At 33.2% G+C, this 11,148-nt stretch carries 14 protein-coding genes; 10 read left to right on the forward strand and 4 right to left on the reverse strand.

Annotated features, from left to right (window positions below):
* The first annotated feature begins 133 nt into the window (after positions 1-133).
* The 3 genes from ABH957_RS09035 (at position 134) to ABH957_RS09045 (ending at position 2,529) form a co-directional block, all read left to right on the forward strand.
* Entirely contained in the window at positions 134-1,030 is an 897-nt protein-coding gene (locus ABH957_RS09035) for a permease (protein WP_000418719.1), read from the forward strand.
* 3 nt (positions 1,031-1,033) lie between these two features.
* Entirely contained in the window at positions 1,034-1,903 is an 870-nt protein-coding gene (locus tag ABH957_RS09040) for a TIGR03943 family putative permease subunit (RefSeq protein ID WP_002012447.1), read from the forward strand.
* A 119-nt stretch (positions 1,904-2,022) separates the two neighbouring features.
* Positions 2,023-2,529, forward strand: coding sequence for an acyl-CoA thioesterase (locus ABH957_RS09045; protein ID WP_002012448.1), 507 nt, complete (start codon positions 2,023-2,025; stop codon positions 2,527-2,529).
* A 129-nt stretch (positions 2,530-2,658) separates the two neighbouring features.
* Here the strand turns inward: ABH957_RS09045 and ABH957_RS09050 are convergent, their stop codons facing one another.
* A complete protein-coding gene (locus tag ABH957_RS09050; RefSeq protein WP_000505094.1) occupies positions 2,659-2,745 on the reverse strand; it encodes a YjcZ family sporulation protein in 87 nt (28 codons plus the stop codon).
* Between the two features lie 159 nt (positions 2,746-2,904).
* On the opposite strand from ABH957_RS09050, the gene cls reads away from it, so the two are divergent.
* From cls to ABH957_RS09070, 4 genes are all read left to right on the forward strand, one after another.
* On the forward strand, positions 2,905-4,089 hold the full coding sequence (cls, locus tag ABH957_RS09055) for a cardiolipin synthase (protein WP_404443197.1): 1,185 nt from the start codon (positions 2,905-2,907) through the stop codon (positions 4,087-4,089).
* A 32-nt stretch (positions 4,090-4,121) separates the two neighbouring features.
* Positions 4,122-4,580: a spore coat protein gene (locus ABH957_RS09060; protein ID WP_404443194.1), complete on the forward strand. Its 459-nt coding sequence runs from the start codon at positions 4,122-4,124 to the stop codon at positions 4,578-4,580.
* Between the two features lie 187 nt (positions 4,581-4,767).
* The gene (locus ABH957_RS09065; RefSeq protein ID WP_002065008.1) at positions 4,768-4,947 is read left to right on the forward strand and encodes a hypothetical protein; all 180 of its coding nucleotides are present in this window, start codon (positions 4,768-4,770) and stop codon (positions 4,945-4,947) included.
* Between the two features lie 98 nt (positions 4,948-5,045).
* Complete coding sequence (locus ABH957_RS09070) at positions 5,046-5,666, forward strand: NAD(P)-dependent oxidoreductase (RefSeq protein ID WP_404443191.1); 621 nt, start codon at positions 5,046-5,048, stop codon at positions 5,664-5,666.
* 24 nt (positions 5,667-5,690) lie between these two features.
* Here ABH957_RS09070 and ABH957_RS09075 read toward each other — a convergent pair whose 3' ends face one another.
* The 3 genes from ABH957_RS09075 to ABH957_RS09085 form a co-directional block, all read right to left on the reverse strand.
* Positions 5,691-6,173 (reverse strand): DUF456 domain-containing protein, encoded by a 483-nt coding sequence (locus tag ABH957_RS09075; RefSeq protein WP_000217328.1) that lies wholly within the window; start codon positions 6,171-6,173, stop codon positions 5,691-5,693.
* A 1-nt stretch (position 6,174) separates the two neighbouring features.
* Positions 6,175-7,482, reverse strand: a complete 1,308-nt coding sequence (locus tag ABH957_RS09080) for a hemolysin family protein (protein WP_113938292.1) — start codon at positions 7,480-7,482, stop codon at positions 6,175-6,177.
* Positions 7,483-7,691: 209 nt separating this feature from the next.
* Positions 7,692-8,579: a hypothetical protein gene (locus ABH957_RS09085; protein ID WP_404511016.1), complete on the reverse strand. Its 888-nt coding sequence runs from the start codon at positions 8,577-8,579 to the stop codon at positions 7,692-7,694.
* 349 nt (positions 8,580-8,928) lie between these two features.
* On the opposite strand from ABH957_RS09085, the gene ABH957_RS09090 reads away from it, so the two are divergent.
* The 3 genes from ABH957_RS09090 (at position 8,929) to cbpA (ending at position 10,991) form a co-directional block, all read left to right on the forward strand.
* Positions 8,929-9,516 carry a TetR/AcrR family transcriptional regulator gene (locus tag ABH957_RS09090; protein WP_404443186.1) on the forward strand — a complete coding sequence of 196 codons (588 nt, stop codon included), beginning with the start codon at positions 8,929-8,931 and terminating at the stop codon, positions 9,514-9,516.
* Positions 9,517-9,524: 8 nt separating this feature from the next.
* Positions 9,525-10,169 (forward strand): HXXEE domain-containing protein, encoded by a 645-nt coding sequence (locus tag ABH957_RS09095; RefSeq protein WP_002086041.1) that lies wholly within the window; start codon positions 9,525-9,527, stop codon positions 10,167-10,169.
* A 174-nt stretch (positions 10,170-10,343) separates the two neighbouring features.
* Positions 10,344-10,991 (forward strand): cyclic di-AMP binding protein CbpA, encoded by a 648-nt coding sequence (cbpA, locus tag ABH957_RS09100; RefSeq protein ID WP_002012458.1) that lies wholly within the window; start codon positions 10,344-10,346, stop codon positions 10,989-10,991.
* Positions 10,992-11,148: the final 157 nt, after the last annotated feature.

Here is an 11,148-nt window from a genome sequence, read left to right on the forward strand (position 1 = left end):
TCAATTTTGGAACAGAATATAACTTGTGAAATGTAATGTGTATGAAGGTTATGAATTCCATATAACTCTTGTTCAAATAATGAAATGGGGTTAAAATTACATATTGTTAATGAAAAGTTGGAGGAAATACATCATGGAATTGTTTCAATTACCGAAAGCATTCCTGCAAATGAATACAATCTTTATCTCAATATTAATCGAAGCACTTCCTTTTGTGCTAATTGGTGTATTTATTTCAGGATTCATTCAAATGTTTGTGACAGAAGATATGGTGGCAAAATGGATGCCTAAAAACCGATTTCTGTCTGTTTTATTAGCTACTTTTTTAGGTATGATGTTTCCTGGATGTGAATGTGGAATTGTTCCGATTGTAAGACGATTAATCGGAAAAGGGGTTCCACCCTATGCAGGAATTGCATTTATGTTAACTGGACCGATTATTAATCCAGTTGTATTATTTGCAACATATGTTGCTTTTGGAAGTAGTATGCACATGGTATGGTATCGTTCTATTGTAGCGATTATCGTAGCAATTATCGTTGGAATTATATTATCATTTATGTTTAAAGAACATCAATTAAGAGATGATCACTTCCCAGAAGTGAATCATAAGCGTCCGTTACGTACAAAAATGTGGGATGTATGTACACATGCTGTTGAGGAATTTTTCTCAATGGGAAAATACTTAGTGTTAGGAGCGTTAATTGCTGCTGCAGTTCAAACGTTTGTACAAACTTCAACATTGCTTGCTATTGGACAAGGTCCGTTTTCTTCATCAGCTGTAATGATGGGACTTGCTTTCATTTTATCACTTTGTTCAGAGGCGGATGCATTTATTGCTTCTTCGTTCCAAAGTACATTTTCAACAGCGTCACTTGTCGCGTTTCTCGTATATGGACCGATGGTGGATATTAAAAATATGTTTATGATGCTTGCGACATTTAAAACAAAATTTGTAATTGTTGTGACGGTTACAGTTACACTTGTTGTTTATGCAAGCTCACTACTCATTTATGCGATGGGGTGGTAGGTTATGTTTCGAGCATATATATTATTAGGCTTTACAATTTTAATTGGACAGCTTCATATTTCCGGTAACATTACGAAGTATATAAATATGAAGTACGCCTATTTATCAAAAACTGCTGCTATTATTTTAGGTTTCTTAACGATTGTACAAATTATTATCGTTTTCCAAAAAGAGCACCAAAAGGAAAAAGAGAAACATGATTGTAGTTGTGATCATAGTCATTGTGGGCATGATCATTCGAAAGATGAGAATACATGGTGGAAAAAAGTGTTTTCTTACACGTTATTCTGTTTTCCAATCATTACAGGATTGTTTTTCCCAATTGCAACATTAGATTCCGATATTGTTAAGGCGAAGGGATTCCATTTTCCAGTAGCGCAAGCAGAAAGTAAAGATCCATTTATGACAAGGCAATTTCTAAGACCTGACACGAGCATTTATTACGGGAAAGAAGGATACCGTGGTGTAATGGAAAAAGGGAAGAAAGAGTTTGTTACGAAAGATAATATCACTTTAAAAGATGAAGATTTCTTAAAGGGTATGGAGACAATTTATAATTATCCTGGTGAATTTACTGGTAAAACCCTGTCTTATAAAGGATTTGTTTTCCGAGATGATTCTTCTAAAAAGGAACAATATTTCTTATTCCGTTTCGGTATTATACATTGTGTAGCGGATTCGGGTGTATATGGTATGTTAGTTAAAAAACCAGAAGGTGTAGAGTGGAAAAATGATGATTGGATTCAGATAGAGGGAGAAATTTCAACTGAATTTTATCAGCCGTTCCATGCAAATATTCCTGTTTTAGAGGTAACGAAATGGAATAAAGTTGAACAGCCGAAAGAACAATATGTATTTAGAGGAGCCGATTGATAAAATCGGTTCTTTTTTATGGACTAAAAGTTCTAAAAATTGTTAATATTAAACGTGTAGTTCATGAGTTGTAGTGTATATTGGGATATTAGGGATAAATAATTAAAGGGGTGATAACAATGACTGAAGTAAAGGGTAAAACAGCTAATGAATCAAGGGTGTTTAAAACGAGTCGAGTATTTCCAACGGATTTAAATGATCATAACACGCTATTTGGTGGAAAGATATTGGCGGAGATGGATATGGTTGCTTCAATTTCAGCAACGAGACACTCGAGAATGGAATGTGTCACAGCGTCTATGGATTGGGTAGATTTCTTACATCCAGTACGTTCTTCAGATTGTGTTAGTTATGAATCTTTCGTAATTTGGACGGGAAGAACTTCTATGGAGATATTTGTGAAAGTAGTAGCAGAAGATTTAATTTCAGGTAAAAAACGTGTAGCAGCAACTTCATTCGTTACTTTTGTTGCGCTTAGCAAGGAGAATAATCCAGTCCCTGTACCGCGTGTTATCCCTGAGACAGAAGAGGAGAAAGAATTGCATCGAATTGCTGTGTTACGTGCAGAACAGCGCCATATTCGTAAGGCAGAGAGTAAGAAGGTAGCTACACTGCTAACTTTTTGATGTAAAATACTTTCCTAGTGGTACTATTTTGTAATAGGTTAGGAGATTTTTGAAATGAAAAGCGGACACCTAAAAATAGGTGTCCGCTTTTATAGTTTTTTCATCCCCATATCGTACTACAATAACTGCTTAGCAGAAGCAAGCAGCACCGACGATAATTAAGAGGATAAATAATACGACTAGTAGCGCAAATCCATTACCATGTGCGAAGCCCATTGTTATTTCCTCCTTTTATTTTAAGATACAACATACAATATGCAGATGAGCTCCTGTTTGATATGGACGTATATCATGCAATGACATATTTTTTGTATGATAATGTTTTAAAAAAGGAAAGATATAGGAATAACAGTAGTTAGAGAAAGGAACGTATCCATGAAGCACTTTTTAATTGTAATAATTTGTTTTATAGGTGTATTCATATGGATGAACGTTGATGTGGAAATGGGGAAGAAAATGGCTAGTGGATATGAATTAGAAAAAATCCGATCAGGGGATTTTCAAGTATATACGAACGGTGATGAGTTATATAGAAGCTTATTTGAGGATATAAATCGTGCAGAAAAGAATGTATATATTCATTTTTATATTGTGGGTAAAGATGAGGTAAGTAAAGAATTCTTACAGTTATTAGAGAAAAAAGCATCTAGCGGAGTAGATGTGAAATTGTCAGTAGACCGCATTGGCGGATATAAGCTTAAGAAAAAAATAATTAATCAATTAAAAGAAAAAGGCGTGAAGTTTACATTTAGTAAAAAACCTAAATTAAAAAACTTATTTTATTCTTTGCATCAACGTAATCATAGACGCATTGTTACTATAGATGGGAAAGTTTCGTACATTGGTGGCTTCAATATCGGAAAGGAATATCTTGGACAGGATCCTAAATTTGGTCCGTGGCGTGATTATCATGTACGCATCGAAGGGAATGGAGCTACTGATATGGAACGGAAGTTTGCGGAAGATTGGCAAGAAGATACGGGAGAAAAGTTGCCTATACACCAAGAGTTACCTGTACAAGGAAATGTAAAATATCAATACGTATTTTCGAATGGAAAAGGTTTATGGAAGGAGTATGGAGCGTTTTTAAAGAAGGCAAAACATTCTTTAATTATCGCTACACCATATTTTGTACCGAGTAAAGAAATGGTGAAGGGGCTGAAAGATGCATTAAATCGTGGTGTCCATGTAAAAATCCTCGTCCCATTTAAAAGTGATGCAGTATTGCTAAAACAGGCTGCCTATCCTTATTTGAAAGACATGTTAGATGCTGGAGCGGAGATTTATCAATATCGAAATGGATTTTTTCATGGGAAGGTAACAATCATCGATGAGGAAATGGTTGATATTGGTACAGCAAATTTTGATAATAGAAGTTTTTACTTAAATAGCGAATCTAACTGTTTCATATATGATAAGACAGTCGTTGCTGACGTCTGGAGTCGATTAAAAGAAGACTTTCATAAATCAAAACGATTTTCTGAAGAAGATTTTGAGAAAATTAGTAGATGGGATTGGTTTCTAGCAAGAATATCAAATGTTATCGCATCATATTTATAGTATAGAGATGAAATAGGAAGGGAGGCGCTTTAATGGATTGTATGAAAGAATTGATGACATATAGTTACACACTTATATATAAAGTTGGAGAATACACGAGCAAGGTTCGAGATGAAGAATTAAAAGATATTTTGCAGCATCATTTGCCGTATATGTTACAAGCATATAATGAACAAGTGAATTTTCAAGAAGGAGAAAATATACAACATATAACTTGTAAACAAATGTGGCCGGAATTTACTGAAATGGATAGGGAAACAGATAATGAGTATACAGGGGATATTGGGATTGCTATTTGTTATATTACACATTTGAAACGATTAGCATTAAAGTTTGCTCAAGTGGCAGTAGAAGTTGCGAACCCGGAGTTTCGTTCTTTTCTGGAAAATTGTTTTGTGAAAATGAATCGTTATGCTTATAGTGTTTGGCAATATGTTGTGAAGAAGGAATATAAGATTAAACATGTATATGAAAGTGAAAAATTCGCGTGAAAAGCTAAGGTGGAATGAAAGGCGCCTTAGTTTTTTTATGTCTAATTAGAATGGGAGGATTAAAGATTGGTTATGTTATCTGAAAATTTACAAAAGTTTACTGTATCTTTACTATTTTTAAATCTTCCCTTTAAAAAAAAAGAGTAATATGGGATTGTACATATTCTATCAAAGGGAGGAAACGCAAATGAACAAATGGGTTAAGTCATTAACTGCTATGGCACTTGCAAGTTCTTTATTAATGGTAGGTTGTAGTAAAGATGGGGATAAAAAGAAAGAGGATGACACAACTTCACAGCAAGATGAAAAGAAAGATAAAGAAACAAGCGGAACAGACAAGTCTTCTGATTCGAAAGAAAAGAAATAAATAATAGAGCTTCCTCACATAAACGAGGAAGCTTTTTTGTTGTATATTTGTATGTATTAGGGAAAAATAGAGAGAAAGAACTGAAGAGGGGATAATATATGAAAGTATGCATATTAGGAGCGACAGGTAGAGTAGGATCACAAATTATGAAATTGGCATTACAAGATTCATATGAAGTAACGGTATTAGTTCGTGATTTGAGTAGAGTGGAAACAGAGCATGAAAGGTTGCATGTTATTAAGGGAAATGTATTAAGCGGAGATGATATAAAGGAAGCAATTAAAGGATGTGATATTGTAATTAGTGCTCTTGGAACTGATCGAAATGGGACGTTAGAGAAGAGTTTACCGATTATTATAAAGCAAATGGAAGAAGAGGGCATAAAGAAAATTGTTACAATAGGAACTGCTGGTATTTTACAAGCGCGAACAAATCCAAGTATATATCGTTTCCAATCAAAAGAATCGAAAAGAAAAATGACAACAGCTGCGGAAGATCACTTAGCTGCTTATGAATCGTTGAATAATAGTAAACTATGTTGGACTGTTGTTTGTCCGACGCATTTAATAGACGGTGATGTAACTGGTGTATATCGAACGGAAAAAGATATGTTGCCAACAGATGGATCGAAAATCACAGTTGGTGATACAGCTCATTTTACATGGAGTTTACGTAATAAAAGCTTATACGAGAAAAGTCGAGTAGGTATTTCATATTAAAAAACCATCCCAAAATAGGGATGGCTAAAAAATGATATAGCATACAAAGATGATAATCATAATGATTTGGAGAATGGCTTTGGCTACTGTACTACTTAAAAAACCGACTACAGTTGCAATTCCGACTAAAAGGGCGTCTTTTGGCGCCTTTTTATGCATTAGTTCCGTAATAAATACAGATAAGAACGGTATGATAATAAGCCCGAATGGTGGGAAGAAGAACGATCCGACAATGATAGAAACCATACCAACACGTTCGCCCGATTTTGTACTACCGTATTTTTTTAGGAAGTATCCATTTGCAATAAAGTCAGCAACGAAAATGAAGAGTGTAAAAATGACTTGAATAATCCAAAAAGATGTCGTTAACTCTCCGCCATTTATTCCAAAATGATAAATGAAATAGCCAGCCCATACGGCAAGGATGCCAGGGATAATGGGGTATATAAAGGCAAGAAATGAAACAATGAAACAAGCAATGATACAAATTGTTAGTAAAACAGTCACTTTATAACTCCTTTGTAGTATCTAATTTATGTACAGCAATCTTTTTAATTTGATGCCCATCAAGTTCTAATGCTTTAAATTGAAAACCATCATATTCAACTGAATAGCCAGCTTCAATATTTAAATCAATTGCTTGAGAGAGAAGCCAACCACCAATTGTATCTAAGTCACTTTCATCGATATGTAGGCCAAACATATCATTTACTTCAGAAATGAGTACTTTCCCATCTAAAACAGTAAGCTTAGGAGTACGCTTTTCAATCATCGGTGATTCGTCTGCGTCAAATTCATCTTGAATTTCGCCGATAATTTCTTCAAGAATATCCTCCATCGTTAAAAGGCCAGCAGTTCCACCGTATTCATCCATAACAATCGCCATTTGTACGCGGTTCTTTTGGAGGTGTATTAACGTTTTACGAATGGGAACTGTTTCAAATACAGTTAAAACAGGATGTATGTAGGCATCAAGTGGTTTGTAAATGCCTTTTGTTTGATTATGAAAAATCTCTTTCGTATTTATCATTCCGATAATATCATCTTTATCCTTTTCAATAATAGGATAACGTGTATACTTTTCAGTTGCAACGATTTTCATATTTTCTTCTAACGTATTTTCAGTAGATAAACAAACCATTTCAGTTCTAGGTACCATAATTTCTTTAGCAACACGATCATCAAATTCAAAAATATTATTTACATATTTATATTCGGTTTGATTAATTTCGCCGCTTTTATAGCTTTCACCTAAAATGAGTCGTAGTTCTTCTTCGGAATGGGCAAGTTCATTTTCTTTCGCAGGCTCTAAACCGAGTAATTTTGTGAAAAATATAGCTGCACTATTGAGAAGCCAAATGAACGGATACATAATTTTATCAAATAAAATAAGCGGTTTTGCAAATTTTAATGTGATTGCTTCAGCTTTTTGGATTGCGAAAGACTTAGGAACTAACTCGCCTAATACAACATGGAAAAAAGTAATCACACTAAAAGCAATAATAAAGGATAACGTGTTAGCCATTGTTCCAGTAATATTGATTTTTTCAAATAGTGGTCGCAGTAAATGTTCCACAGTTGGTTCACCAAGCCAACCAAGTCCTAAAGAGGTGATAGTAATGCCAAGCTGACAAGCGGATAAATAAACGTCTAAGTTAGATAAAACGCTTCTTGCAGCTAATGCTTGTTTATTACCTTCATTAGCAAGCTGGTCAATTCGACTTTTTCGTACTTTTACGACAGCGAATTCTGAAGCAACGAAAAAACCAGAAATAAGGATAAGTATAAAGATGAGAAAAATATTTAATATGTCCAAGTGTGTTCTTTATTCCTAATTTGGAATAAAGATGTCACCTCCTGTAATTATGTTATACTTTTATAATAAATCCAAATGAAAAGATTAGTCAAAGAAAATGGGTAAATAATGGTAGGTTTCTATAGTAGTTTTTTAATTTGCTGTTATTTTGTCCTCTATATAATAGGAATAACCGTCTACTTTTAATTTAAGTAGACGGTTATTCTATGTTATGGTTTCGAAATACTTCTAGTTAAAGTATACGTGTTTTGTTTAGAATGGTTTGTTGTCCATAAAGCTTGGAGAAACGATAAGATGCTATATGGAATATAAAGTAGTAATAAACCAATTGTGACAACTATAGGTGCATTTCTACCAAATTGGACGATAAATTGTAATAGTCCGTTTGTATGAAAAATACATTCCATAAAAACGAATGAAAGAATAATGGAACTCAAAATAGATTTATGATTGGAAGTAAGCGCAATAAATAACGTATCAACAAGGAAAGATGAATTTTTTATTTCGTATTCATTAGTAGTATTTAAGAACGGTAGCCATTTTTTAATTGCTTGCATAACGATTATCATAGAAGTGCTACATACGATGATAAAAGAAGAGAAGAAAGGAAACTTTATGAATTTAGATATGTAGAGAAGTGATAATAGGACTGAACATTGTAATATCACAGTGCCAAAAGAATACGGTATCCAGCGAAATAAAGAACTACACTTTTTTAATGAGTTTGGTGCTTTTAAAAATAGATGGCCAATTCCTAGACTTATAAAGAAACCGATTACAAGAGTGAATGTGAAACGAACGATTGATAAAAAATATATTTCCCATATGTAGGGGAACAGTGGTGACGAATGGTTAGAGGTATGTAGTATATTTTGTGTATGTACAAGCTGATTTGCTGAGAAAAGGATAGGCTCATGCATCCAATCAATTGTGGGAATTGAAATGGAAGAAGGCTGTGCTAAATTATGAAAAATGCTTACAAATCCAGTTAAGTAGGAGTAATTATGTGTAATGAATAATGCTGGAAGGGGACTTATGACAAAAATAATCAAAACACCGACTATAAATTTACATATATGTGAGCGCAATAAGGACATACAATCACCTACTCTTAGAATATTCAGAAAATTCTTATTCTTATTTTAGCTTTTTTCAGGGGAAGTTACAATATATTTTTCTTTACCTATTGGTATATGGATAGTTTTAAATTATTTTTAGAAATTTATTTTATGTGGGGATATAAAGCAGGAGAGGGTATATAACAGCATCCATACAAAAAACGTGAACAGTTTAGCATTTTCACGTTTTTTGTATGGGATGAATGAAAAGAAATGTAGGTAAATGTCGAAAGGATTAAATTGATTTTTTAAATTGGAAAGTGATACCATAAAGTTAAACAGCGTTTAAATCATTGTTTAATCGATAAATTCTAGAGGGGGAGATAAGTTGGGGGGAAATGAAAACATATCAACGAAAGAAAAGATTTTAAATACAACCTTGGAGTTAATTAAAAACGAAGGTTTTGAAAGGGTAACGATAAGGAAAATTGCATCATTGTCAGATATAAATATTGCGCTTGTAAATTACCATTTTGGTTCAAAAGAAAAGTTGATTAGTGAGGCGATTAAAGTTTTGTTAATTAGCTTCCAAGGCACTTTTTCTATTTTAGATGATATTACAGTACCAGCGAAAGAAAGATTAAAAATATTTTTATTTGATTATGTACTAGTAATTCGGCAATATCCTGAGTTAGTCAGGAAGATTATTGCAATGGGAACTACGGTATTTACATCTCAATACGAATATGGAGATTTTTTGAAGAGGCTAGGTTTTAGTAAAGTGAAGAATATTTTGAGCGAAATAACAAATGAAGCGGATCAGGAAATTTTAATGATGATGACAGTGCAAATATTTGGATCCATTTTTCTTCCAGCATTAATGATGCCAATTCTTGAATCAGGAGCAGATATAAGAGTACTGCCTATAGAAAAACAGATTGATTTCCTATTTGAACGCTATTTTTATAAAAATTGAGATAGTGGGTGATAGAGATGGTTAGTTTCTTTAGAAAGCATTGGTATGATATAGGGTTAGTTGTGGCTATTGTTGTCGTTGTTTGTTTAGTCGCGAATTTGGGAGAAATAAGTGAAATAAAAGTACTGTTAGCGTTAAGTTTTGTAGCCATTTTAGTGCATCAATTTGAAGAGTATCGTTGGCCAGGTTATTTCGCTGGTCTGTTTAATGTAGTTATATTTAAAAGTGATATACCAGATCGCTATCCATTAAATACGCAATCTGCTATGGTAATAAATATTTTGATTGCGTATGTTTTTTATTTACTTCCGGTTTTCTTTCAAAATATAATATGGCTTGGGATGGCACCTATTTTAATGGGGTTTTTTCAATTCATATGGCATGGTATTTTTGCAAATATAAAAGCTAAAACAATATACAATCCGGGATTAGGTGCGGTTGTATTACTACATGTTCCGATTGGTTATGCATATATGAGATATGTTCTTTTACACAATCTAGCTACAAATTTGGATTGGATATTAGGGCTGATCTATTTTCTAGTAGCAACCTATTTTTTAATTATAAAAGGAAATATGTTAATGAAAAGTAAGGAGACAAATCATTGTTTTTCTAAAAAGCAATTAGGTCCGTACAATGATGCAGTAAAGTGATCCAGAATTCAGAAGGGATTTTTGATGCTGAAGAGAGTACAAGTGAATGATTCATGAATAAATTATGACGAAAAAATGAATAATTTTCAGAAAAGTAAAATAAATCATTTATTTTTTTCTGAAAATATAATATAGTTATGGCACAGAAAGTATTTTAACATAAGGAGGCTGTTTATGAGGATTAAAGGAAATTATGTGCCGAAAAGGGAAGTGTTATTTTGCTCAAGTTCCATTACGATAGGGGAAGCACTGGAGCATTTAAATAAAACTGGGTATCGTTGTGTACCAGTTTTAGATGAAAAAAAAGAGAAATACTTAGGGAATATATATAAAGTAGATATTTTAGAATATAAAGGTTCACTTGAAGAGAGTGTAGTACAAATATTAAATGATAAAGAAGGATATGTGAGAGAAGATTCTTCGTTCTTTAAAGTATTTTTTACAATAAAAAAATTACCTTATTTATCAGTAGTTGATGAAAAAGGAGTTTTCCTGGGGATTTTAACGCATAAAAAAGTTTTTGAGTTATTAGAAGATGCATGGGGAGTCCATTCTAGTAAATATTCTGTCATGATTGGAACACAAGATTATAATGGGGCCATTCAAAAATTATCGACAGTGCTAAAGAAATACACTGGTATTCAAAGCTTAATGACTTTTGATAATGATGCTTTATTAGTACGTAGAATAATGTTTACATTGGGAGAAGAGTTTGAAGATAGTGAATTAGAAACATTGCTAAAGGATTTAGAAGATCATGGATTTAGAGTTGTGTATGTTGAAGAGATGAATAATCCACGTGAAGTTGAAACGATAGACTAACAAGTAAAAGCCATCTTATTTTGAAGTGCACCCCGATTGTTAGACACAGTCTAACAATCGGAGGTGCACTTTTTAATGGCTAAACTTTCTTCAAAAGAAAAAATACGAGCGATAAGACGATATTTAGAGGGGACTGAAGGTGGAAAAACAATTGCTA

This window comes from Bacillus sp. RC242, from assembly GCF_044908245.1.
Taxonomy (GTDB): domain Bacteria; phylum Bacillota; class Bacilli; order Bacillales; family Bacillaceae_G; genus Bacillus_A; species Bacillus_A mycoides.

Excerpts from the sequence above, each read along its gene's own strand:
- ABH957_RS09035 (WP_000418719.1), top strand. The coding sequence starts at position 134 with ATGGAATTGTTTCAATTACCGAAAGCATTCCTGCAAATGAATACAATC.
- ABH957_RS09040 (WP_002012447.1), top strand. The coding sequence starts at position 1,034 with ATGTTTCGAGCATATATATTATTAGGCTTTACAATTTTAATTGGACAG.
- ABH957_RS09045 (WP_002012448.1), top strand. The coding sequence starts at position 2,023 with ATGACTGAAGTAAAGGGTAAAACAGCTAATGAATCAAGGGTGTTTAAA.
- ABH957_RS09050 (WP_000505094.1), bottom strand. The coding sequence starts at position 2,745 with ATGGGCTTCGCACATGGTAATGGATTTGCGCTACTAGTCGTATTATTT.
- cls (WP_404443197.1), top strand. The coding sequence starts at position 2,905 with ATGAAGCACTTTTTAATTGTAATAATTTGTTTTATAGGTGTATTCATA.
- ABH957_RS09060 (WP_404443194.1), top strand. The coding sequence starts at position 4,122 with ATGGATTGTATGAAAGAATTGATGACATATAGTTACACACTTATATAT.
- ABH957_RS09065 (WP_002065008.1), top strand. The coding sequence starts at position 4,768 with ATGAACAAATGGGTTAAGTCATTAACTGCTATGGCACTTGCAAGTTCT.
- ABH957_RS09070 (WP_404443191.1), top strand. The coding sequence starts at position 5,046 with ATGAAAGTATGCATATTAGGAGCGACAGGTAGAGTAGGATCACAAATT.
- ABH957_RS09085 (WP_404511016.1), bottom strand. The coding sequence starts at position 8,579 with ATGTCCTTATTGCGCTCACATATATGTAAATTTATAGTCGGTGTTTTG.
- cbpA (WP_002012458.1), top strand. The coding sequence starts at position 10,344 with ATGAGGATTAAAGGAAATTATGTGCCGAAAAGGGAAGTGTTATTTTGC.